17 protein-coding genes and 1 pseudogene are annotated in these 24910 nt (G+C 52.2%); 11 read left to right on the top strand and 7 right to left on the bottom strand.

Going from position 1 to position 24910, the window contains the following annotated elements; all coding sequences use genetic code 11:
• Positions 1-254 precede the first annotated feature (254 nt).
• The 4 genes from H6F91_RS07600 to H6F91_RS07585 all read left to right on the top strand — a co-directional run bounded on the left by H6F91_RS07600 (position 255) and on the right by H6F91_RS07585 (position 6461).
• A complete protein-coding gene (locus H6F91_RS07600) occupies positions 255-1217 on the top strand; it encodes a class I fructose-bisphosphate aldolase (RefSeq protein ID WP_190771083.1) in 963 nt (320 codons plus the stop codon).
• Between the two features lie 161 nt (positions 1218-1378).
• Positions 1379-2398 (top strand): permease, encoded by a 1020-nt coding sequence (locus tag H6F91_RS07595; RefSeq protein WP_190771082.1) that lies wholly within the window; start codon positions 1379-1381, stop codon positions 2396-2398.
• A gap of 21 nt (positions 2399-2419) precedes the next feature.
• Positions 2420-3223, top strand: a complete 804-nt coding sequence (locus H6F91_RS07590; RefSeq protein WP_242035680.1) for a TIGR03943 family protein — start codon at positions 2420-2422, stop codon at positions 3221-3223.
• A gap of 742 nt (positions 3224-3965) precedes the next feature.
• Positions 3966-6461: an HDIG domain-containing metalloprotein gene (locus H6F91_RS07585; RefSeq protein WP_190789284.1), complete on the top strand. Its 2496-nt coding sequence runs from the start codon at positions 3966-3968 to the stop codon at positions 6459-6461.
• 63 nt (positions 6462-6524) lie between these two features.
• Here H6F91_RS07585 and H6F91_RS07580 read toward each other — a convergent pair whose 3' ends face one another.
• Complete coding sequence (locus tag H6F91_RS07580; protein ID WP_190771080.1) at positions 6525-7859, bottom strand: OB-fold nucleic acid binding domain-containing protein; 1335 nt, start codon at positions 7857-7859, stop codon at positions 6525-6527.
• Between the two features lie 318 nt (positions 7860-8177).
• Between H6F91_RS07580 and hemC the strand changes: the two genes are divergently transcribed.
• Together hemC and glgA are read left to right on the top strand one after the other, a co-directional pair.
• Positions 8178-9137 carry a hydroxymethylbilane synthase gene (gene hemC, locus H6F91_RS07575; protein ID WP_190771079.1) on the top strand — a complete coding sequence of 320 codons (960 nt, stop codon included), beginning with the start codon at positions 8178-8180 and terminating at the stop codon, positions 9135-9137.
• A gap of 379 nt (positions 9138-9516) precedes the next feature.
• On the top strand, positions 9517-10926 hold the full coding sequence (gene glgA / locus H6F91_RS07570) for a glycogen synthase GlgA (protein WP_190771078.1): 1410 nt from the start codon (positions 9517-9519) through the stop codon (positions 10924-10926).
• A gap of 5 nt (positions 10927-10931) precedes the next feature.
• On the opposite strand, the gene H6F91_RS07565 is transcribed toward glgA, so the two are convergent.
• Complete coding sequence (locus H6F91_RS07565) at positions 10932-11498, bottom strand: GNAT family N-acetyltransferase (RefSeq protein ID WP_190771077.1); 567 nt, start codon at positions 11496-11498, stop codon at positions 10932-10934.
• A gap of 98 nt (positions 11499-11596) precedes the next feature.
• Between H6F91_RS07565 and H6F91_RS07560 the strand changes: the two genes are divergently transcribed.
• Positions 11597-14026 (top strand): ligase-associated DNA damage response DEXH box helicase, encoded by a 2430-nt coding sequence (locus tag H6F91_RS07560; RefSeq protein ID WP_190771076.1) that lies wholly within the window; start codon positions 11597-11599, stop codon positions 14024-14026.
• Positions 14027-14065: 39 nt separating this feature from the next.
• Entirely contained in the window at positions 14066-14818 is a 753-nt protein-coding gene (pdeM, locus tag H6F91_RS07555) for a ligase-associated DNA damage response endonuclease PdeM (RefSeq protein WP_190771075.1), read from the top strand.
• Positions 14819-14868: 50 nt separating this feature from the next.
• Here the strand turns inward: pdeM and H6F91_RS07550 are convergent, their stop codons facing one another.
• Entirely contained in the window at positions 14869-15981 is a 1113-nt protein-coding gene (locus H6F91_RS07550) for an alkene reductase (RefSeq protein WP_190771074.1), read from the bottom strand.
• A gap of 99 nt (positions 15982-16080) precedes the next feature.
• Here H6F91_RS07550 and H6F91_RS07545 point away from each other — a divergent pair, with 99 nt between their 5' ends.
• The 3 genes and pseudogenes from H6F91_RS07545 to dnaA all read left to right on the top strand — a co-directional run bounded on the left by H6F91_RS07545 (position 16081) and on the right by dnaA (position 18842).
• Positions 16081-16491 carry a metalloregulator ArsR/SmtB family transcription factor gene (locus tag H6F91_RS07545; RefSeq protein ID WP_242035679.1) on the top strand — a complete coding sequence of 137 codons (411 nt, stop codon included), beginning with the start codon at positions 16081-16083 and terminating at the stop codon, positions 16489-16491.
• 262 nt (positions 16492-16753) lie between these two features.
• Positions 16754-17011, top strand: a pseudogene (locus tag H6F91_RS07540) (ribonuclease HI); the annotation flags it as partial.
• Between the two features lie 448 nt (positions 17012-17459).
• Positions 17460-18842 (top strand): chromosomal replication initiator protein DnaA, encoded by a 1383-nt coding sequence (gene dnaA / locus H6F91_RS07535; RefSeq protein WP_190771088.1) that lies wholly within the window; start codon positions 17460-17462, stop codon positions 18840-18842.
• A 263-nt stretch (positions 18843-19105) separates the two neighbouring features.
• On the opposite strand, the gene H6F91_RS07530 is transcribed toward dnaA, so the two are convergent.
• The 4 genes from H6F91_RS07530 to purL all read right to left on the bottom strand — a co-directional run bounded on the left by H6F91_RS07530 (position 19106) and on the right by purL (position 24331).
• Complete coding sequence (locus H6F91_RS07530; protein ID WP_190771072.1) at positions 19106-19459, bottom strand: hypothetical protein; 354 nt, start codon at positions 19457-19459, stop codon at positions 19106-19108.
• 209 nt (positions 19460-19668) lie between these two features.
• Complete coding sequence (locus tag H6F91_RS07525) at positions 19669-20220, bottom strand: GNAT family protein (protein ID WP_190771071.1); 552 nt, start codon at positions 20218-20220, stop codon at positions 19669-19671.
• Positions 20217-21746: an amidophosphoribosyltransferase gene (purF, locus tag H6F91_RS07520; protein ID WP_190771070.1), complete on the bottom strand. Its 1530-nt coding sequence runs from the start codon at positions 21744-21746 to the stop codon at positions 20217-20219. The genes H6F91_RS07525 and purF overlap by 4 nt, the downstream gene beginning before the upstream one ends.
• Before the next feature lie 227 nt (positions 21747-21973).
• A complete protein-coding gene (gene purL, locus H6F91_RS07515; RefSeq protein WP_190771069.1) occupies positions 21974-24331 on the bottom strand; it encodes a phosphoribosylformylglycinamidine synthase subunit PurL in 2358 nt (785 codons plus the stop codon).
• Between the last annotated feature and the right edge of the window lie 579 nt (positions 24332-24910).

Raw genomic sequence — 24910 nt, 5'->3', positions numbered from 1 at the left:
GGAAAGGTTAACTTTTCTCGCAGCCGACACACGAAAAACTAACTTTGAGGCATTTCGAAGCACGCCTTGCGTAAACAACCTGAACTATAAAGTCATCTATCGAACGTTAGAAGACCATCCTCATTACAGAGGTCGGATTCTAAGCTGAGTTGTTACAAGGAAGGTAGCCTACCCCGCCGTGCCACGGTTCGTTTGTTTGCGGGGCAGGACGAGTATGCAAACGCGCCACATCTGGTTGCATTGAGGACTTAACGATGACTCAACGTGTAAAAGAGATTCTGAGCTGGTACGGCAGCGATAACCCCGGCACGCTCACCAATTTGGCCCGACTCCTTAATCACGGAAAATTAGCCGGGACTGGAAAACTGGTCATTCTGCCTGTAGACCAGGGCTTTGAACATGGGCCTGCTCGGAGTTTTGGCCCCAATCCACCAGCCTATGACCCGCACTACCATTTTCAATTGGCAATTGACGCGGGTTGCAATGCCTATGCAGCACCTCTCGGCTTTTTAGAAGCGGGAGCCCGAGAGTTTGCAGGAGACATTCCTCTTATCCTGAAGGTGAACGACCACGATGTGTTGCTGGATGAAGCCGATCCCACGCAGGCTCTGACGGGTAGTGTGCAAGATGCCTTACGGCTCGGATGTGCTGGGATTGGCTTTACGATTTACCCCGGTTCTACCCATCGCTTTGAGATGTACCAGCAAATTCGAGCCTATGCCGAAGAAGCGAAGCGGCATGGGCTGGTTGTGGTGGTCTGGTCATATCCTCGAGGTTCTGGCTTGAGTAAGGCGGGTGAGACCGCTGTAGACGTGACTGGGTATGCGGCTCAGATTGCGGCTCAACTGGGAGCCCACATTATTAAGGTGAAAATTCCATCGGATCACCTGGAGCAGGATGCGGCCCGGAAGGTTTATGAGAAGCATGAGATTCCGATCTCAACACCTGCGGAGCGAGTTCGTCACATTGTTCAGTGTGCGTTTAATGGTCGCCGCATTGTGATTTTCTCGGGTGGCCCAACGGATAGCGATGAAGGGCTGTTGAATGGAATTCGCGCCATTCATGAGGGCGGCGGTTTTGGCTCGATCATTGGGCGCAATTCATTCCAGCGACCTAAGGCGGATGCGCTGAAGTTGTTGGATACCGTTATGGGAATTTATAGCGATCGCCCCGAATCTGCATCTCATACCCATCAACCTGTGTATGAACGTGTTTAGGGTTGATTTGGGTAACGGTTGATGTACCAAAATGCGGCTTGAGGGCGTGCTATTCTCCCAAGCCGCCTTAGCCGGCGTCAGATCCTGTTGCTTGCTGATAAGATCGCCGCATCCGCTAGGATGGGTGGATGATCTTTTTGGCTCTGGTATAGCACGATCGCATGGATCGAATTAATAGTGCTCTGACGCTGTTTTTCAGCTTGCTCGTTGAAGCAATACCCTTTTTGCTACTGGGTGTCTTGTTTTCCAGTGCCCTGCTGCTGTTTGTGGATGAACGCAAATTGGTGGCGGCGGTACCCAAAAATCCGTTTTTGGCGGCGCTGGCGGGTAGCTTGATTGGATTTCTGTTCCCAGTGTGCGAGTGTGGCAACGTGCCCGTAGCACGGCGCCTGATTACGCAGGGGGCTCCTGCTTCTATGGCGATCGGTTTTTTGCTGGCGGCTCCCACTGTCAACCCCATCGTCTTTTGGGCTACCTGGACGGCCTTTCGGAGTCAACCTGAAGTCGTGTTCTTGCGGGTTGGCTTTACCCTGCTCATTGCTACCATTATTGGCTGGGTATTCAGTGCTCAGGCAGATTTACGGCCATTACTTCAATCTGACGTCGCGCGAGCTGCTCCTGCCCCCCGCCCTCGTAAGGCGAAAGGGGCGAGCAATTCGCCTTTGCTGCAATCGGGTACGTTTCTGCTGGGGGGCCCTGGTAGACCGATTCAGCTGGACGACCCTACAGCCGCGCTTGCCCTCATGCCCAATCCTGTCCTTTCCAAGCCCCTAGCCGAGCGGTTCCAGATGATGCTCGACAACGTGGTGCAAGAGATGCGCGAACTGGGCGGTGTCTTAATATTGGGAACGGCGATCGCTTCCATTATTCAGGTGATGATTCCCCGAGAGGTGGTGTTAAGCCTGGGTCAGGGACAAATTACCTCAATTGTGGCCATGATGGTATTGGCCTGGTTGGTGTCCATCTGCTCTACCGTTGATTCCTTCTTTGCCCTATCGTTTGCCTCCACCTTCACCACAGGTTCCCTGCTGGCCTTCCTGGTGTTTGGTCCTATGGTGGATATTAAGAACACCGCTTTGATGCTGTCGGTGTTTCGAGGGCGGGCGATCGCCTATCTGTTCATCCTGGCAGGGCAATTGACGTTCTTGCTGACGTTGATTGTGAATCTCTACATTTACTAAAGGTCTGCCTGATATTCCCCTATGCCACGTCGTCGCACCTATCCCTCCCTGGCTCCCCAAAATCCTATGAGTCGCCTACCCTGGCGCTTTATTTTGGATACCCTGGCCATTCTGTTATGGGGGGTTTTATTACTGCGGTTTTGGGTTACAGGCCGAATTAATGTTTTATTGCACCCCAGCTATGTGTGGCTGACGGTAGTCGCTGGAGTGTTTCTCTCAGCTCTGGGAGTATTTCGCCTAATTCAAGCCTTTGGGACAAGTCGCCACGTTCGCCTAACCGCCGATACCCCACAAACCCAGCACTTTAATTTGTTTCCCCCTGGGTGGAGTAGTGCGTTGCTCGTGGCGGTGGCCGTATTTGGTTTGCAGTTTGCACCCCAAGCATTTGCCAGCCAGGTAGCTTTAGACCGGGGTGTGACCGATACGCTGGCGATGACGCGATCGCAACCCCAGTCCTTTCGCAGCGGTACCCGCCCTGAGGATCGCACTCTGATTGATTGGGTGCGAACGCTGAGTGTGTATCCCGAACCCGATGCCTACCAGGGGTTGCCAGCTAAGGTAGAAGGCTTTGTCATTCACCCATCTGACTTGCCGAAGAACTATTTGATGGTGGCACGGTTTGTCATTACATGCTGTGCTGCTGATGTGTATCCGGTGGCAATGCCTGTGAAGCTGGAGGGCGATCGCACAGCCTATACCCCTGACCAATGGTTTCGGGTAGAAGGGGAGATGATAACCGAAACGCTGAATGGAAAGCGCCAGTTGGTCATTCAAGCTCGCCAATTAGCCTCGATTCCTGAACCCGAAGTTCCCTATGCTTACTAACCTGAGTTTGAGTTAAGGGCCTTTCATGGGCACGCCAAGCGTACGCCAAAAAGGGCAATTGGCTTATCCCGAATTGAGGTTTAATAGGGGCTGTTTTAGAAGGTTGTTTTCTATGCGCTTCGCACGTAAAAACAATCTTCTAAGCGAGCTTTAAGGTACACCCTTATACACCCTCAGTTTCGAGCAGTTGAAGTGTCCGTTTTGAGTGGGCAAAGCGCACCTGAAAATCCCTAACCCAAACTCAGGTCGATCCAGAACTGGGGTCCAGCATTTCCGAGCGAGCGAGGTAAGAGTGGGAGGCATGGAACCCTGTCTCATACGCCTTGCCCGATCGCAAAATGCTGTGTGTAAGTAGCGGTATTTTGAGATGAGATGTTCACATAATAGATATCTCACCTAATATGACAAGCGAATTGGAATCAGTCGGGATTTATGAATAGTTCTTTGAAGTCAAAATTTCTGGGATATTCTTAAAGAAATTTATCCTTTGGGCTCTCACCTGGTTACCATGGGGGAGAATTGATGCCCAGTCTATTTTCTGGCTTTAGAGGCCAGAATAAATCTTTTCTAAGACAGGCCAAAGTATGGTTAAGCCGTAATCAGGGATAGCATCAAGAAAATTTTCCCGCACGCTGAGATTGAGCAACTTATACTAATACTCGTTAAGGTTGGTTGCGAGTCGTAACGCATTTTCATGTCAGGCCGGTTGTAATTCCTGCGCACTTAAGGAATTTGTGCATTGATGAAATCGTTTCAACGACGAGTTCAAGATTGGGTGAGCCTGCTGGCGAGCGATCGTCAGAAACGGGCTCTATCTTCCCTTTGGGACCCCACAACTCCAGGACCAGGCAAGACCACTTCGGAGTCAGCCACAGAGTGGTTCCCACGGTTTAAGCAGCTACAAAATTCCTTGAGTCAGTTTGTTTGCTCTACGCCCAAGGGGCGTAAAGCTCCCTGTCCGCGTTCGGCAAGCTCGGTGGCCCTGTTCACTCTGGCAGTCGTGTCTCTATCCAGCACGATTGGGTATCGACTCTACAATGAGCCTCAACTGGCGGTCGGTACAACCTCCCCCCGTACCTTGCGGGCTCCCGATTTTGCGACCGTCTTTGATAGCGAAACCACTGAAGAAAAACGTCAATCTGCCAAGATCGGTGCAGTTCCAGTGCTGCGGATTGATACAGATGTCAATCAACGCATCTATCAGCGAATTCAGCAGCTCATGGATGAAGGTGATGCCCTGCGCTTAAAGGCAGGGGCTTTTCCTTTTGTGTCGCCCACCATTTTGTCAACGTCGACTCAGCAATATCTGCGGCAGACCCATGAGCCCGAGTGGAAGGCGATTCTGACGCAGGTCGAGGGGAACTCCAATGCGGTAGTCATTGAAGACTCTTCTACCCCTCAGGCTCTGGCTGTTGTGGAACTGCAAAGTTATCGCCGCTACACCTCAGCGGATGACTACTCAGCCCTGAAGCAGACCATTCAGCGATCGCGCGAAGCTTATGCCAGTGCGAGTGCAACCTTTGTGAGCGAGCCCCCGGCTCAGGATGCCTTTCTGTCTCCACAACTCCTCGATTTGCCTGATATTACCTGGCTAGGGGCAAAATCCACGGCCCGACAGATTGTAGAGCGGATGCTGACCCAGGGCATTCCTCCCGGACTGCCTTCCAATTTGTTGGAACAGGCCGTGACCTTCCAGGTTCAAGAGGTACTTCCCCCTGAGGCGGCACCCATTGTCAAACAAATGCTGCTCACAACCCTGGAGGCAAATCTGATCCAAGATCCCGAGCAAACCCGCCAGTTGGCTGAGAAGGCAGCCCGGGAGGTAGAACCCGTTATGGTCAGTGTGCGGCGGGGAGAAATTATCGTAGAAGCCGGGCAACCCATTACTCAGCGGGAATTTGTGCTGCTCGATCATTTTGGTATGAGTGAGCGGGTGATTGATTGGGTTGGGGTGATTGGTTTTGGTTCCCTGGTAGCCGGGGGAATTGGGGTTTTTCTATTAGTCGAACGACGCTTTCACCCAGGCCTGCGGCGGCGAGATTATGGGCTGGTGACGCTGTTGACTCTAACGACACCTCTGGTCGCTACCGCTGGTATTGCCGCGACGAGCTTGCCTCTGGTTGGGCTGCTGGTCGGAAGCTTCTATGGCTCTGCTTTGGGGGCGACGGTGGTGGCGTTACTGGGGACAGGCTTAGCGATCGGGATGGATCTGGGAGGGCGACACTTAGCCGCCAGTGTTATTGCCTCACTGTTGGGAGCGATGATGGCGGGGCGGTTGCGATCGCGCGAAGAACTGGCCCTTCTGGGAGGCGCAGTAGGCCTAACTCAGGGCGTTACCTATCTGATCATGAGCTTGATTGTAAGCCCATGGTCGGCGCCTATCTTTTATAGCGTGCTGGCGGTTTCCGCGACCCAGGCACTCATGGGGGTAGCCTGGAGCATTGCTGCTCTTGGCCTCAGCCCTTATCTGGAACAATTATTTGACTTAGTCACACCAATTCGGCTGGCAGAACTCTCCAACCCCAATCGCCCTTTGCTGAAGCGGCTGGCCTCAGAAGCACCCGGTACTTTCCAGCACACCCTATTTGTCGCTACCCTGGCCGAAGCAGCAGCTCGCAAATTGGGCTGCAACGTCGAACTGGTGCGAGCTGGGACGTTGTATCACGACATTGGGAAGATGCACGATCCGCTGGGCTTCATTGAGAACCAGATGGGTGGCCCTAACAAGCATGACCTGATCAACGATCCCTGGAAGAGTGCTGACATCATCAAAAAGCACGTCACTTTGGGGATGGCTATGGCAAAGAAATACCGCTTGCCCAAGGCTGTTCGAACCTTCATCCCAGAACACCAGGGGTCAATGGTGATTGCGTATTTCTACCATCAAGCCCAGGAACGAGCAAAGGCTAATCCAAAGCTAGTGGTGAAGGAGTCCGACTTCAAATATGACGGCCCCAGTCCACAATCGCGGGAGACGGGAATTGTCATGCTGGCCGATTCCTGTGAGGCTGCGTTGCGATCGCTCAAAGACGCTACCCCTACGGAAGCTCTCGCTATGGTCAATCGCATTCTCAAAGCGCGCTGGCAAGATAAACAGCTTGCGAATTCTGGATTGCTGCGTGAAGAGATGCCGATGATCGCTGATGTATTCGTGAAGGTTTGGCAGGAGTATAACCACCAGCGCATTGCTTATCCAAAGGCTCCACTTCCGATACAGGCCCCGTCAGTAGCCCGATAAAAATCATCCAGCTTTTTGTCGATGTGTTGCCATGACGAAAAGCTGGATGGTTTTACAGGTTAACTATGCGCTAGTCAAAGCGGAAAGTCGCGCCCGGAATCCAGCCTTATTTAAGGCTGTCACCACCGAGTCATGGTCCTGCACCCGGAATTGGGGGCCAAGTCGCACCAGTTCTCGACGGTTTTCGTTGGTAATGATCGCGATGACGGGGGTTTTGCAACTGCTCTCATCGCCCCGGTTATTCATCAGCACATTGCGGAACTCGTGCAGATAGGCAAAATCTTCGGCAATTTGGGGTTCCAATTCGACCATCACCAGTTGCACGGCTTCGATGGGTTCTGCATCATCCAGCAAAAGCTGACTGCGATCGTCCCGTTTGTCGACTTTGCCCCACACCATTAGCCGGGCATCCTCGGTCAGCAAGTTGCCGATACGAGCATAGGATTTGGGGAACACCACCGCTTCCGCCTGGCCACTCAGGTCTTCGATTTGAACAATGGCCATGCGATCGCCCTTCTTCGTCGTGACCAGCTTGACACTCGTCAGCATCACCACGGCACTCACCGTTGTGTTCTCGTGCTGGTCATCCAGGTCAGACAGGTTAATCGGGGCCAGTAACCGTGCAGCCTGGTGAACTGACTTCAACGGATGGTCAGATACATAGAATCCCAGCAGTTCCTTCTCCATCTTCAGCTTTTCTTGCTGGGGCAAGTCCTCAACAGGGGGAGCCTTGGGAGCCATTTCAAAGCCGTTGCTAGTCGCTCCGCTGTCGCCCAGCATATCGAACAAATTGCCCTGACCGATCGCCCGATCGCGTGCCCGTGATTGTGCCCAATCCAGCACCAGCTCCAAATCGTGCAACAGCTGGTTGCGGTTCTTCTCCATGCAGTCTAGGGCACCACATTGGATTAATGCTTCCATGGCGCGGCGGTTCACGGTACGTGGATCGACCCGACTACACAAATCTGCCAGGGAGGAAAACGCCCCATCTTGCTCCCGTGCTTGCAGAACGTTGTCGATCGCTCCACTTCCGACATTTCGTACCGCCGACAACCCAAACAAAATACTTTTACCCGTCGGTGTGAAATCCACTCCAGAGCGATTAATGTCAGGAGGTTCAACCTCAATCCCCATGCTCAGGCAGGTGCTGATGTATTTCTGCACCTTTTCCTGATCGTCACTGTTGGCGGTCAGCAGAGCCGCCATGTACTCCACAGGATAATTGGCCTTCAGGTAAGCCGTCTGAAACGTGACGTACCCGTAGGCCGTAGAGTGCGATTTATTAAAACAATTGGACGCGACAAAGCCGTTTTCAAGTAAAAAATTGTGATCGTTCGCCAGCCCAATGTCGTAGACCGGCTGAACGCCCCGAAGCTTCCGACTGACAATTTTGGCCACGACAACCCTCGTCCAGTATTTCTTAAAATGTAGGGTGAACCGCAGTGGGATTCAAGTAGCTATCACTAAATGTAGTGTAGTACATCCATTCTAGTCGAGGTTGTGGAAAATCCCCAGCGTTAAAATACGCAACATCCTTACCATGCGGGATTTGTAGGATGCTTTGTACTCTACACATTACCTTGATTTGATGAAGTAAAACCTGTCACAAAACAAAATCAACTCGATGCTTGCGTGCCCCACTGCGGTAAGCTGATATATGGTCAAAAGCGCGATGTTGCTTAATATTCCGCTGATTTTCTAAACACTTCTTAACCGATGGTTGCAAGCTTCCCCCGGACAATCCGCATTGGTTCCCGTAAAAGCCAACTGGCTCTGGTCCAGACCCATTGGGTTCACGGAGAATTACAAAAAGCCTATCCTGATCGCACCTTTGAAATCCAAACGATGAGCACCCAGGGTGACAAAATCCTGGATGTAGCCTTGGCAAAAATTGGTGACAAAGGCCTATTCACCAAAGAATTAGAAGTCGGCATGTTAAATGGCGACATCGATTTTGCTGTGCACTCTCTCAAAGACCTGCCGACTCGTCTGCCTGAGGGTCTGATGCTGGGCTGTGTCACCGAGCGAGAAAACCCTGCTGATGCTTTAGTGCTTCACGCTTCTCATCTCGACAAGCAACTGGATACACTGCCGGAAGGAGCGGTCATTGGGACCTCCTCCCTGCGCCGTTTGGCCCAACTACGCCACCACTATCCCCACCTCACCTTCAAGGATGTGCGGGGTAACTTGAACACCCGTCTGGCCAAGCTGGATGCGGGTGAGTATGATGCACTGATCTTGGCGGTGGCTGGGTTGCATCGTTTGGGTATGAGCGATCGCATCCACCAAGTCATCCCGGCTGAAATCTCCCTTCACGCTGTGGGCCAGGGTGCTCTAGGCATCGAGTGCCGCACCAACGATACCGAAATCCTAAACCTGCTCAAGGCTCTGGAGCACCGTCCTACCGCTTTGCGTTGTTATGCTGAGCGCGCATTCCTGCGGGAACTGGAAGGGGGCTGTCAGGTGCCCATTGGGGTGAACACGGTGCTGGAAGGGGATACCCTCACCCTATCGGGATTAGTGGCCGCTCTGGATGGTAAGAAAGTGGTCAAGGGTAGTGTTTCTGGCCCCGCAGAACAGGCGGATCAGCTAGGAATTGACCTGGCTCTGCAACTCCGAGAGCAGGGTGCTCAGGACATCCTGAATGAAATTCTGGCGACGATTCAGCGCGGGTAATCTAATCTCGCACCGGGGGACATAAAACCAGAAGCGGATGGGTGCTAAGTGCCTATCCGCTTCTGGCTTATTGGGTCTAGTACGCTAGAGCGAAATCTATTACCCATTTTTTGTGTAGGGTGCGAAGCACCCTACACAAAAAATGGGTGGCGAACTTACGCCTCAGCCTACTAGATATTTTGTGGTGGATGCTGGGTTTTACCCAGCATCCACCACAAAATATCTAGGCATCGCAGAGGTTTTTTCTGGGCTTTCCCTCTAATCGAGCCGAAACTTGGTAGGGTTGATTAGGTTGTTCTTCAACCTGCAACGATCGGGTGTGTTTCGGAGCCCTTGCTCGAGGCTTCCCGGCTCTTCCATTTCTCCGGAAGCTTATCCCATGCGAATTTTGTTTGTTGGTGCAGAAGCTGCTCCCATTGCCAAAGTTGGCGGAATGGGCGATGTCATCGGAGCTTTACCCAAAGTCTTGCGGAAGCATGGCTACGATGTCCGTATCATCCTGCCCTTCTACAGTTCGCTCGTGGGGCGGGTGAAGGTGCCGCAGACACCGGTTTGGTCAGGTAATGCGATGTTTCAAGACTTTCAGATCTTTGAAACTGTTTTGCCGGAAACCGATGTTCCTCTTTATTTGATGAAGCATGGGGCGTTTGACAGCCGACGCATTTATGCCGGGGAGGATGAGGGCTGGCGGTTTACCTTGTTTGCGAATGGAGCTGCAGAGTTTGCCTGGAACTACTGGAAGCCGGATGTGATTCACTGCCATGACTGGCACACGGGCATGATTCCGGTATGGATGTATCAGTCGCCCGATATCCGCACGGTCTTTACCATCCACAATTTGGCCTATCAGGGGCCGTCACGTCCTCAACTGGAGCAGATGACTTGGTGCCCTCCCTACATGCAGGGGCACAACACCATGGCGGCGGCGGTGCAATTTGCCGATAAGGTAACGACGGTGTCGCCTACCTATGCTCGTCAGATTCAGACGCCGGACTATGGAGAAAACCTTGAGGGTTTGCTTTCCTTCATTAGCGGTAAGTTGGTGGGCATCTTGAATGGGATTGATACCGATACCTACAATCCTGAAACGGATCCGTATTTGTTCAAGAATTATGAGGTTTCAACTTTAGAGGACCGTGTGCCTAATAAGGCAGCGCTACAGGAGGAGGTAGGGTTAGAGGTCAATCCAAACCGCTTTCTGATGGGGATTGTTTCTCGACTGGTAGAGCAGAAGGGGTTGGATCTAATCGTTCAGGCGATGGATCGGTTTCTGGCCTATACCGATTCGCAGTTATTAGTGTTGGGGACGGGCGATCGCTACTACGAAACCGAACTCTGGCAAATTGCTTCCCGTAACCGGGGCCGTGTTGCGGTGCAACTACTCTACAGCGAAACCCTCTCTCGCCGCGTTTATGCCGGTACTGATGCATTTCTCATGCCCTCACGGTTTGAACCTTGCGGCATTAGCCAAATGATCGCTATGCGCTATGGTTCCATCCCTATCGTGCGGCGCACGGGAGGCCTGGTCGATACAGTGAAGCACCATGAACCGGCTCTACATACGGGAACGGGGTACTCGTTCGACCGCTACGAACCCCTGGATTTCTTTACCTGTATGGTGCGAGCCTGGGAAGGATTCCGCTATAAGGAGTACTGGTCAGACTTGCAAACCCGTGCCATGAAGCAGAATTTCAGCTGGGAATTGTCGGCCCGCGAGTACATTAGGATTTATCACGAGATTACGGGTACTCCAGTTCCGGATATGTCTAGCCAAAAAGTGGAAGTTTAGATGGCTCAGGCCCGTGCCTTCCACTCCTTGCGGCTGAGGCCATACCGCACGGCCTGCCGTTCTTGCTCTGTCCAACCGGGTAGCACCTCTTCGTCGTAGACGAAGGAATATTGAAATCGGAAGCCGCACTTTTCCATGACCCGTCGAGAGCGGTGATTGTATTCCAGGGTGTGGGCCGTCAGGCGATCGAGTCCTCCTACCGTGAAAGCTTGATTAATCAGAAGCTTTGAACCTTCTGTGGCATAGCCTTTGCCCCAGAATGGTCGCTTGAAACGGTACCCTAGCTCCATTTCAGGGATAAAGCGATCGGGTTTGATGCACATCCACCCGATAAAAGCTTCAGACTTGCTTTCGTAAGTGGCCCACATCCCGATGGGAAGGGGTTGATCGTAGTGGGTCAGCCATCTAGGAAGAATCTCTTGCTCAATGCGCTCTAAGGGTGTTGCTTTCCCCTTAGAGATAAATTGCATGGTATCGGGGTCGCTATCCAGTTCGTAAATCAGGGACGCGTCGGATTGAGTGAAAGGACGAAAGAGAAGGCGATCGCTTCCCATCACATACGGACTACTCACGTCATGCATCGTTCTAGCCTTCAGAAACGCCCTCAACCAGACTATCCTAAGAATCGAGCGGTGCGGCAACTCCAAGCATCCTGAAGTGAGGGAACCGGGTGTCTTCCAATGATCCACGTCTCAATCCTATTTTGGAATGGTTTGCCAAGCAGGACTGGCAACCTCTACCATTCCAGATGGAAACCTGGCAGGCGTATCTGGCGGGACGAAGTGGGTTGATTCAGGTGCCTACCGGATCGGGAAAAACCTACGGGGTGGTGATGGGGGCGATCGCCGACATGCTCCATGCGCCTCGAAAAGGCTTACAAATTCTCTATCTCACTCCTCTCCGGGCCTTGGCACGGGATATTGAGCAGGCCATTCGTCGCCCGATTGAGGAAATGGGCTGGTCGCTGAAGGTGGAGTCGCGTACGGGGGACACCAGTTCCTCGCGTAAAACCAGTCAGATGAAGAACATGCCCGCTGTGCTGATCACCACACCAGAGTCGCTGGCGGTAATGTTGTCCTATCCAGGGGCAGCGGAGCGATTTCAATCACTCCGTCTGGTAGTGATGGATGAGTGGCATGAACTACTGAGTTCCAAGCGGGGCACCCAGACAGAATTGTGTCTTGCTCACCTGCGGAGCCTTCAGCCAACGCTGCAAACCTGGGCGGTCTCCGCTACTCTCGGCAATGTGGAGCAAGCCGCTCAAACCGCTGTGGGCGTGGGTGTCGAGCCCGTCATTATTTCTGCTGATTTGCAACGAAAGACCGTCATCAAAAGTATTTTGCCCGAGTCGGTAGATTCCTTTCCCTGGGCGGGACACCTGGGACTGCATATGTTTCAGGAGTTAGTGGATGCGCTGGATATCAACAAGTCCACGCTGATTTTTACCAATACGCGATCGCAATCTGAACGTTGGTTTCAAGCTCTCAGCTTTGCCTTGCCAGAGTATAGCGATCGCATTGCCCTGCACCACGGCTCTATTGATGCCAAGGAGCGGGAGGCGATCGAGGCGGCTGTCAAAACGGGAGCGATTAAGTGGGTTGTCTGTACCTCTTCTTTAGATTTGGGGGTGGATTTTCAGCCTGTGGAGCGGGTTGTGCAGATTGGCAGTGCTAAGAATTTAGCGCGATTGTTGCAGCGAGCGGGGCGATCGGCTCACGTGCCCCAGGGTACTTCTGAGGTGTTCTTTTTGCCGACCAATGCGCTGGAGTTGTTGGAGATTTCGGCGTTTCGCAACGGACTGGAAGCGGGGGAGTTGGAGTCGCGATCGCCCCGGCACAAGCCCTATGATGTGCTGACTCAACACTTGGTAACCCTGGCGTGTGGCGATGGTTTTAAGGCCGAAGAAACGCTCAAAGAAGTCCGTCAAACCGTTGCCTATGAACATTTAACGGATGAAGAATTTTTTTGGATTTTAGAATTTATCACAACGGGTGGTAAATGCCTGAGCGCCTATCCCCGTTACCAGAAAGTCGTCTACGAAGATGAACGCTTTCAGGTGAAAGATGCACAAATTCTACGCATGCATCGAATGGGAATTGGTACGATTACATCCAACCAGACGATGCGAATTGCATTTCTGAAGGGAAGCCAAATTGGCTCCATTGAAGAAGGATTTATCTCACGTCTGAAACCCGGTGACGTCTTCTTTTTTGGCGGCAAACAGCTTGAATTTTTCATGATTAAGGATATGGTGGTATATGTTAAAAAGACCACCAAAAAATCTACGATTACGCCTATTTGGTACGGTGGAAACCTCACGATTTCGGATACTTTGAGTACACGAATTCGAAAGGAATTGGAGGCGATACGCACAGAGCATCGGCATAATGCAGAGATTGACTGTATCGAACCCATCCTGCAAACGCAAGATCGAGTATCGCTGCTACCAACAGTCAACGAACTTCTGATCGAAACCTGTAAAACCCGTGAAGGTCAACACCTATACGTCTTTCCCTTTGAAGGCCGGTTTGTCCATGAAGGTCTAGGTTTTCTGTGGGGCTATCGCTTCGCAAACCAGCAACGTGCCACCTTTACCATTTCGGTCAACGATTACGGCTTTGAGATTCTGGCTCCAAAAGACTACCCTTTCAAATCGCTCTTTTCCGAAGAGTTCTTGAGCCTGGATAGTCTCTATGAAGACCTGAAAGCCAGTCTCAATATCTCAGAACTGACCAGTCGCAAATTTCGCGAAGTCTCTCAGGTTGCCGGATTAATTTTTAAAGGCTATCCCTCCTCGAAAAAGACATCCAGCCAACTACAAATTAGTTCGTCTCTGATTTACGATGTATTCTCAAAATATGAGCCAGATAATTTGCTGCTAAAGCAGGCTGAACGCGAAGTGTTAGACGAACAGTTAGAAGCTCATCGCCTATCAAAAACGCTTCAGCGCATGAGCCAGCTCTCTCTGGTTTGGAAGGAAACCCGACGCCCTTCCCCGCTTGCCTTCCCGCTTCTGATCGAACGCCTCAACTCACGTATGTCGAACGAAACTCTGATCGAACGTATTGCCCGCATGAAAGAACAATGGGTCAATAAATAAACGATTAATTTGATACGTGGGGTAAATGCAAAATGAAGTATGTATAGCTGTGTTAAACTTCTTGCGTGGCGATCGCTCCTAGGAATGCACAAAATTAGTCTTTTTGAAACAGAATTATGCTTGTTGCCAGAACGAGCAATTTACATTCAAAAATTTGATTTATTGTTACTTTCAGACGTTCATTTGGGTAAATCAGAGACATTCCAACAGGCAGGGATTCCCATTCCCAGTGACGTCAATCAAAGTAATTTAGAACGTCTTCAGCAGTTGTGGAAACAATTGCAGCCAAAGCAGATCTGGATTTTAGGCGATCTTTTTCACGCAAGACGAGGCATTGGGGATGAGCTGCTTCATACCTGGCAAAATTTTGCCGACAGCGTTGATGCAACCATTCATCTCATTCTGGGCAATCATGATCGTCCCCTCATCCCGCTTCTAGAGCCCTTCAATATTCAGTGCCAAACGCATCCCATCGAAATTGGTTCGCTGATCTTAAGCCACGAGCCGCACTTGGCAGGTGATACTGAGGATGGCGATCGCCTCAATCTCTGCGGCCACATCCACCCCTGCCTGAAATTGCGTAGCCGTTTGGATAGCTTGCGGCTACCCTGCTTCTTTTTGGATCGCGCTCAAAATCAATTAATCCTGCCGTCTTTTGGGGAATTCACAGGTGGCTATGAGGTAACGCCGACTAAAGATACTGTGATTTATGCGATCGCCGATCAATCCATCATCCCTTTCGAAGGCATTCCCGAATGGCAGCAAAAAACGGGCCGTTATGGGCGTAGATAGAATGTCAGACACCGGATGTTTTTAGAAACACCCGGTGTCTTTGTTTCGGATCAGGCGGCCTGCGTTTCCAGAATTGGATAGTCCGTGTAACCGCGCTCGTCGCCGCCGTAGAAGGTGGAGCGATCGTACGGATTGAGCGGCGCGTTTAGACGGAACCGCTCGGCCAAGTCGGGGTTAGAAATATAGAGGCGGCCATAGGCAACCAGATCGGCGTGGCCTTGGGCGATCGCCTCATTACCAGATTCCTGAGTATACCCGCTAGCGGCAACGATGGTGCCGTTATAAATCGTCCGGAAGTAAGCTGTGGTGAGGCCTAGCGCTTCCTGGTGAGCCGGATTTCCAGCGTCTTCTCCTACCCGTGGCTCAATTAAATGTAGGTATGCCAGATTGTAGTTGTTCAGTCGCTCGATCACATAGGTGAACAACGCTTTAGGATTGGAATCATACATATCGTTGAAGGTGCCGCTGGGGGAGAGGCGAATACCGACGCGATCGCTACCCCACACATCCACCACCGCATCCAGTACCTCAAACACGAGACGTGCCCGGTTTTCGATAGAGCCACCATACTCATCGGTGCGATGGTTCGTCCCATCCTGCAGAAACTGATCCAACAGATAGCCATTGGCACTGTGGACTTCAACACCGTCAAAACCTGCTGCTAGCGCATTCTCTGCCGCTTTACGATAACTTGCGACAATGCCCGGAATCTCGCTCAGTTCCAGTGCCCGAGGGGTTACAAAGGGTTGTGATCCAGTGTAGGTGGCTGCCTCGCCTTTCGGTTGAATGGCGCTGGGGGCAACGGGAAGGGCTCCATCTGGTTGCAGGGAAGGATGAGAAATGCGGCCCACATGCCACAGTTGTAAAAAGATTCGCCCACCTTTAGCATGAACAGCTTCAGTAACAGGCTTCCAACCTTCAACCTGGGCTTCAGAATGAATGCCAGGAGTTGCGGGGTAACCAACGCCTTGAGGCGAGACTTGAGTGGCTTCAGACACGATCAGGCCAGCTCCAGCTCGTTGAGCATAATAGGTGGCGTGGATGGCCTGGGGAACATTGCCCTCCCCAGCACGATTACGGGTCAGCGGAGCCATAACAAGGCGGTTGGGCAGAGTGTAGCGACCCAAACTAACGGGTGTCAGCAACGGTTGTTCCGTAGTCATAATTAATAGTTAAACAGTGGCTTAACTAAAAGCCTAAGCGAAACCTATTTGGCTAGTCAAGTGGTTGTTTAACTATTTCAGTGAGCTTCCTTTCCTCTTATGATGGAAGGAACAGATCACTGCGGCCTGCTCCTGGCCTCGTCTGGTAACGTTATGTCTGACCCACAAACCTCTGAAATAATCCCTGAGGATGTCAGGGTAGAAAACATTCTGGCTGTGACCAGTAAGCTGAACACAGAATCTCGCGCCAAAATCTTTTCGGCCCTGGCGGATCCTACGCGCCTCCGCATTGTAGAGCTGCTGGCTCACCATGCCGAGCTAAGCGGTTCTGAGATAGCCACTACTTTGGGGATTAGCCTTGCCCTCTTCTGTCACCACTCCCGGGCGCTGGCAGAGGTCGACCTCCTAAAGGTACGGCGCGAGGGACAAACTAAATACAATTCTCTGAATCGGTTACTGCTAGAAGCGTGCTTTATGAGTCTCACAGAAGACCCTGCGGCTGCCTCCTAATACTTAGGAGATTTCCAGTAATAAAATTACCTCCGTGATGTGGGTGCTTTGCCCGTCAAGCGGGTAAAACACCCACATCACGGGTAAATTCTTATGCAGAAATCTCCTAAGCCATAAAAATTGCTATGGTAATCCTGGAAAGAATTTTGGCCTGATATGGCACCCTGTGTACCGTCTTTTACGCTGTAATGGGGATAAAATTCAGGTGTTTTGGTGAGGAGTGTAGACCGTAAGAATCATGGAAAATTCCGACCTGCCGCTGTCGGTTGAAAGTCCAGATAATGTGCCCCGTGAAGTGCGAGTGGCGGGGTTACGCAATACGATCGAAACGCTGGAGATAGCCGATAGGGTCGCTCATAACGGCTATCTAATTACCAGTTCCGAGCTGGCCGATTTAATGGATGTCAATGCCAGTGCGGTCACCAGCCGTGGGGACAACTGGGTTTGGCGAAATTGGGTTGTTTCCAGGGTGCGCCGGGAAGGAAATCAGATCCTCTGGCAATTGGAGCGCGTGGATTAAGCATTTGCCCCTTGCAATCATTCTTCTTTTACACTGCCTTGAAAGAATCCTCAAATCAGCCGATACTGCTTCAGCGGGGTTGCAGTTTCCTGGTTATCATGGACGCCTATGGGTAGGGACAGCTCCGATTGGGGCTATTATGTCGTGCTCTCCCATGGTTAAAACGCTATATATGGAATTTGTATAAGAGTATCTCCCCTTCTGACAATATATCTAGTAGTCTAGTGAAGCTAAGAAAACTATCCTGAGTGCCATGAACCTAGGTTGGTGGATCCAACGGTGTCTGCTCCACCGGTTTCCCCTTCCAGGAGTGCTGAGCTATCAGGAGGCTTAAGCATGGGAAAACTCTTGAGCAGCGGTAGATTTTGCTGAGAAAGTCCTAATACAGTGGGTGCGTGGGTTGGCAGTTCGGTCAAACGGAGTGGGGCAAGGGATGACGATGGCTACAGTGGATGAAGCGCTGGATAACGTTTGGCATCAAGTTTTGGATCAGCTTCAGCTTCAGCTAAGCCGACCCACCTTTGAAACCTGGATTAAGTCTGCTACTGCTGAACAGCTAGATGATCATCGGCTAGTCATCTGTACGCCCAACAGCTTTGCCTGTAATTGGCTGAAGAAGTATTATCTGAAAACAATCGCAGAGGCTACCCAGAAGATTTTGGGTCGTACTGTCGAGATTCAGATTACTGTGCGTCAGGGGGAAGCTCTGGATGCAGATGCGATCGCCCCCGAAATGCTCTGGCCCCTTGGCTCCGAACAGCCCGCGGAATCCGCGGCTCCGGCTCCAGCTCCACCCCGCCCTGGCAAGTCTACTGAGTTGAATCCCCGCTATATCTTTTCTCGCTTCGTTGTCGGCTCCAACAACCGCATGGCCCATGCGGCATCTCTTGCGGTGGCAGAGTCGCCCGGTCGTGAGTTCAACCCTCTTTTCCTTTGTGGCGGTGTCGGGTTGGGTAAAACCCACTTGATGCAGGCGATCGGCCACTACCGCATGGAAATTGACCAGAACTCTCGGGTGTTCTACGTCTCCAGCGAACAGTTCACGAACGACTTAATTAATGCCATTCGCCAGGACAGCATGCAGAGCTTCCGGGAGTTGTACCGGGCTGTGGATGTGCTGTTGGTAGACGATATCCAGTTCATTGAAGGGAAGGAATACACCCAGGAAGAGTTTTTCCATACCTTCAATACCCTGCATGAGGCTGGGAAGCAGGTGGTACTGGCGAGCGATCGCCCCCCGAACCAAATTCCCCGCCTTCAAGAACGCCTCTGTTCTCGTTTTTCCATGGGGCTGATTGCCGACATCCAATCCCCCGACCTGGAGACCCGGATGGCGATTCTCCAGAAGAAGGCCGAGTACGAAAACATGCGATTGCCCCGTGAGGTAATCGAGTACATCGCATCCAGCTACACCTCCAACATTCGAGAGTTGGAAGGGGCATTGATCCGGGCGGTGGCCTATGTGTCAATCTCGGGCCTACCGATGACCGTCGAGAACATCATGCCGGTGCTGGAAACCCCCAGCGATCGCACCGAGGCCTCTCCGGAAGCTGTCTTGATGGTTGTTGCTGAGCATTTTGGTATTTCCATTGAAGACATGAAGGGTAGTTCTCGTCGGCGAGAGATTAGTGTGGCTCGTCAGGTGGGCATGTATTTGATGCGCCAGCATACACATCTGAGTTTGCCAAAGGTTGGTGATGTGTTTGGTGGTAAGGATCACACCACGGTTCTCTACAGCTGCGAGAAAATCACGCAGCTCAAGGAGACTGATATGGAAATGGCTCGGACGCTGCGGCAGTTGAGCGATCGCATCAGCCTTTCCAACCGCTAGTAGGCTGCGGCCTAAGTTCACAACCTATGTTTTTGTGTAGGGTGCTTCGCACCCTACACAAAAACATAGGTGATGGATTTCTGCCTCAGCGTACTAGTTAGTTATCAATCGACATAAAAGATGTGCGCGGTGTGTATAGCATCGCGCACATCTTTTATGTCCAAGACCGATGGGTTCTTGTTAGTGCGATGTGTTCCACATACCCGGCAGCGCCACCCCCATAGGAGAGATGGATGTGGGACTTCGCCCCACATCCATCTCTCCTATCTCACCCGATCAGAAAGCATGGTAGGGCCTGATGTGAATTGGCAATTACGGAGTAACTGGAGTTCCAACCAGTTCATCCATAACTTCAGCGATGCGGTAAAGGCGATGGCACGGCTAGTATTGGATCTCGAAGAGAGCAGGCCGTTATCGGCATCTCCTCGGGAGGCACGATCCGGAGCTTGTACGATGCAGAGGGCTTTCTGGCGATTGCGAAACTCACAGACGTGGGCCCAACTCATCATCCCATAGGCGACCAAATTCGCGATGACCTGTTCAATGCTGTGCTCCTGGTCATCCATTTCTTCTACCTTGGCCCCCAGGTGCCCACCCGCAGTATGCGGATCTTCCATGACAAAGCCATCTGGCAATCGACCAAACTAACCTAAGGGCTTTTCCAGTGCTGCGCTTTGTGTACCCATCGAAAAAGACCATTTTGGCGTGCACTATGTGCACGCCAAAATGGGCACTTCAGCTTATCCCGAACTGAGGTTTGCATAGCTTCGCCACACAACGATTCATGCAAGAGGTCTATTGACGATGCGCCTAATGTGAATGGGTATTACAGAGAACTCTCCCATTCAGAGCGTAGCAGCCCGTACCAGTACTCACTGACCCAGCGATCCTTAAACCAGTAGTAGTCAATAAAGTGAGCTTCGCGACGCATCCCAAGCCGCTCCAAAAGGCGCGCTGAAGGGTGGTTGTCGACATGGCAAATAGCCCGCACCCGATGCAGATTGAGATCTGAAAAGAGGTAGCGAAAAAGCCGGGCGATCGCCTCCCCCGCATACCCCTGTTTCTGGTACTCCCCGGCCAAAGTAATACCAAACTCAGCCTGCCGAACATCTTCAGACAACACACAAAAGGCACAGTCTCCCACCAGGTGATTCAGGTGGCGGGGTTGAATGGCGATCTGATACCACTCCCCCGGTGTGCCAGGCTGAAGAGCCTGCATGGTTTTCACAAAACGAATGGCATCTGCCAGGGGGAGGGGCGGGTGCCAGTACTGGTAGCGGGCGATCGCTAAATCAGATCGATAGGCAGCAAAGTGCTCTGCGTCCCTCATTTCGAAGGGACGCAGAATCAGTCGTTCGGTTTCAAACCGAAGGCTCATGGAGCCGTGGCGTTAGGAACGTGCTCAAAGCGCAGTTTGGTTTGCTGAACAGGCTTAGGAACCGCAACAGGATAGCTGCCCGTGAAGCAGGCCGAGCAGAAAGTGCCCCACTCCTGCTCAGTCGCCTTCATCATCCCTTCCCAACTGAGATAAGCCAGCGTATCAACCCCAATTTTCTGACGGATCTCTTCAACACTCTTGGTCGCAGCAATCAGTTGATCCTGCGTGTCAGTATCAATGCCGTAGAAGCAAGGATGGGTAACGGGAGGCGACGAAATCCGCATATGGACTTCTTTCGCGCCCGCTTCCCGCAGAGCTTTGACAATCTTAGAACTAGTGGTGCCGCGTACCAATGAGTCATCAATAATAACAATCCGTTTCCCTTCCAGCACGTCACGCAGCGGATTCAGCTTCATACGAATTCCCGCTTCTCGCATGGCCTGGGTCGGCTGAATGAATGTGCGGCCGACGTAGCGGTTTTTAATCAACCCTTCGCCGTAAGGAATGTGGGTTTTCTCAGAAAATCCAATGGCGGCAGGAATACCAGAATCAGGTACACCTAAAACCAAATCGGCATCAACGGCAGATTCAAGCGCCAGTTGGTGACCCAGGCGGAGGCGATAGCTGTAAAGGCTTTCGTCATGCATCACGCTATCGGGCCGCGCAAAGTAAATCATCTCAAAGATGCACAGCTTGCGCGTTTCCGTTGACCAGGTGATGGACTTCAAACCGCTATTGTCAATCCATACCAGCTCGCCCGGTTCCACATCTCGCAGGTAGGTAGCTCCAAAAATATCCAGAGCGCAGGTTTCGGAAGCGATGACATAGCGCCGGGTGCCATTTGATGATTCATCGCCCAGCAAACCAATGACCAGAGGCCGAATCCCATTGGGGTCACGGGTGGCAATCAGCCCTTCCGGTGTACCAATGACAAGGCTAAAGGCTCCCCTACAACGTTTGAAAGCAGCGATCGCCCCCTCAATCCAGTCCTTGCCGGCATCGACTTCCTGAGCGATCGCGTAAGTGATCATCTCCGAGTCGGTCGTTGTTTGCAGCTCTACATTAGCCGCCAGGAGTTCCTCCCGCAGCTGGTCCACATTCACCAGGTTGCCGTTGTGGGCCAGAGCCAGCTTTCCCAGTCGGCTATCCACTACCGCAGGCTGAGCATTGCAACGGCGACTGCTACCCGTGGTGGAGTAGCGGGTGTGGCCCACAGCCAAATGTCCAGTTAAATTCTTCAGGTCAGTTTCACTGAAGACCTGAGAAACCAAACCCATGTCTTTATGGAGATGTACCTGAGTTTCTCCGTTGATAGTCTCGAAAGTAGCAATCCCAGCCGATTCCTGGCCACGATGTTGCAGGGCGTAGAGGCCGAAATACGTCAGCTTGGCAACGTCTTCCCCAGGGGCATAAACACCGAATACCCCGCAGGCTTCTTCGGGCTTGTCGGGACGTTCCTGAGTCGTTTCAACAGCGGTATCGTCCAACGCAGCAACAAAAGCGTCGTCATCAGAATAGGGAATCATGGGGTCGGCAAGCTCCAATATGGGCAAAAACTGAAAAAAGGCAGAAGGCAAACGGCAGACGGCCGGAGCAACTAAGCCAGAGGATAAAGAAATGAAGGTGAGCCGGACACTAAACGCCGGAATAAATGTTTGTGGAAGCCAGAAATTTCCCTAATCACACGTTAAGGAAGGCTTAACTATTTTAACGTAGGGGGCGATCGCCCCCTCGTTTTCTAGACGACCTTGAATTATGCCTGCAAGCGTCGTTCAATGGCATTTTGCCAGTAGCTTCTTAACTCAACTATGCTAACGTCTACCAGGGTGGGATGGTGCCCTGTCGATATGCGTAATGGTGCGGAAGTTGATGCAACTTCTCCCAGGCGTTGCCAGTATTGATGCAGTTGTGTCGTCAGGTATGCCTCCCAAGCTTCCTGATGATCGGGCGCAACCGACACCAGAATGCGGCCTCCCGACTCACCAAATAGCAGGCGATCGTACCGTTCTTCCGCTGAGAGTGCCACAGGCAATTCAACCGTGGCTCCGCGATCGCCCCCAATGCAGCATTCCGCCAAAGCTACGGCCAGCCCACCCTCAGCACAGTCGTGAGCCGATCTCACCCAACCGCGCCGGATGCCTTCACGACAAGCGGCCTGCACCCGTCGTTCCACTTCAAAATCCACTACGGGTGGCTGACCAGCCACCGTTTGATGAACCGTGGCCAGATATTCAGAGGCTCCCAGGGTTACCGGCGAATCTTCCAACGCAACGGGGACACCCAGCAGGTAAATTCCATCCCCTTCACCTTGCCACCCAAGACCCCGCACCTGATGGATGTCAGACACCAGACCTACCATACCAACCACAGGCGTTGGGTAGATAGGTTGAGGTACCCCGTTAGCATCCAGGGTTTCGTTGTAAAGAGAAACGTTGCCACCCGTTACCGGGGTGCTTAGTTCCCGGCAACCATCGGCTAAACCGCGACAGGCCTCGTGCAGTTGCCAGTAGCTAACGGGCTTCTCAGGGCTACCGAAGTTCAGGTTATCAGTCACGGCCAGCGGCTCAGCACCAACACAGCTCAGGTTACGGGCCGCTTCTGCTACGGCCATGCGTGCCCCTTCAACCGGGTTGAGGTAGACGTAGCGGGCATTGCAGTCCACCGTCGCGGCAACGCCACGGGTGGCAGTTGCGAGATTTTGGGGATCGCGATCGCTCACCGGACGCACACGTACCACCGCGGCATCTGCTCCACCGGGAAGCATCAGGGTATTATTTTGCACTTGATGGTCGTACTGCCGATAAACCCAACGCTTTGACGCAATATTGGGACTGTCGAGCAGACGGAGAAGGATATGACTCCAGGTAAAGTGATCACTACCAAGGGTAATCCCGGTCTCATCACACTCAGGTAACTGAGCTTCTGTCCAGGCCCAGGCCTTTTGGGCGTACTCGGGCGGCTCGGCTAGCAACTCGCGATGGTAGATCGGCGTATTGTCAGCCAGAGCGGTGGCAGGGACTTCTGCCGCCACTTTGCCGTGATGGAAAATGCGCACGATAGGTTCTTCGATGACGGTTCCCGCCACCACCGCATGCAAACCCCACCGCTCAAAAATATCAATCAGTTCTTGCTCGCGCCCCTTGTGAGCTACAAACAGCATGCGCTCCTGGGATTCAGACAAGAGGAACTCATAGGGCACCATGCCGCTTTCTCGGACCGGCACTTTATCTAAATCAAACTCAATACCAACGCCACCTTTTGCAGCCATTTCAGAGGTAGAGCAGGTAATGCCCGCTGCCCCCATATCCTGAGCGGCTACAACAGCTCCCGTTTTAAAAGCTTCCAGACACGCTTCAATCAGTGATTTCTCCAAAAATGGATCACCGACTTGAACAGCAGGGCGATCGTCCATCGACGCATCACTTAATTCCGCACTGGCAAAGCTGGCTCCTCCCATCCCATCGCGTCCGGTGGTAGAGCCCACGTACAGCACTGGATTACCGATACCGGAAGCACCTGCTTTGACAATTTCTGGTGTCTCCATCAGCCCCATCGCCATGGCATTTACCAGGGGATTGCCAGAGTAAGCCGGGTCGAAGTACACCTCGCCGCCTACGGTAGGCACGCCAACACAGTTACCGTAATGGGAAATTCCCGATACCACTCCACTGAAGAGGCGTCGAGTTCGCGCGTCTTCTAAATTGCCAAACCGGAGGGAATTGAGCACTGCGATGGGACGCGCGCCCATCGTAAAAATGTCGCGCAGGATACCACCCACTCCGGTCGCTGCCCCCTGGAAGGGTTCTACGGCTGAGGGGTGGTTGTGGGATTCAATCTTAAAAGCGAGATGCAAACCATCTCCCAAGTCAACGACCCCTGCGTTTTCACCAGGGCCGACAAGGATGCGATCGCCCTCCGTCGGAAACTGCTTTAGTAGCGGCCGTGAGTTTTTGTAGCAGCAGTGCTCTGACCACATGACCCCAAACATTCCCAGTTCGGCCTTATTGGGATGACGACCCAGACGGCGCACAATTTCTTCGTACTCGTCGGGCTTCAGCCCTTCATCGGCAATCTCTTCAGGGGAAAAGGGTGCAGGAGATGTAGCAGTCATCGATGGACCGGTGAAAATAGAACAAGCTTCATTCTATCGGTCTAAATACGCTTTCCCAAAAATCTATAGCGGTATTCAAGCCGATTCAGTACAGCAGGTGTGTGACGTTGAGCGCCACACACCTGCTGTACTGACACAGGGCCGTGTATTGCGTGTGTGTAAAACGCGCCATACCCAACAAAAATGCACTCGATCGCAAAGGAGTTATTCCATGCGGTTGAGTGAGGATCTTAGAAATCGCAGAGGGTGCGATCGCCCTCCAGCACCGTTGATTTTTTGCCAGAAAATTTCTAGCTCTCTCACAGGCAGGCTGCAACAACTCTTCTAAATCTTGCGACCCTAGAGCAGCAAATTCTTGCAGACGTTTTTCCATCCAACTGTCAAAAGCGATCGCACAGCCAGTCCGCAAATGCCTTACTATCTCTTCGTCCATAGAAAATAAAGGCATCTCGAAAGTGATGCATAGGTCACTCAGGAGGAATGGTAAATGCAAGAAATACCTAGCTCCTAACCTGGATCCATCAATACTTTGTAGTAAAAACCAAGCCCCCTACTCAGTCTTCGCTCAGTAGAGGGTTT

Origin of the sequence: Leptolyngbya sp. FACHB-8 (assembly GCF_014695575.1) — a bacterium.
Classification (GTDB): domain Bacteria; phylum Cyanobacteriota; class Cyanobacteriia; order Elainellales; family Elainellaceae; genus Vacuolonema.
The sequence above is the reverse complement of the archived record's forward strand: the minus strand, read 5'-3'. Positions and strand labels throughout refer to the sequence as shown.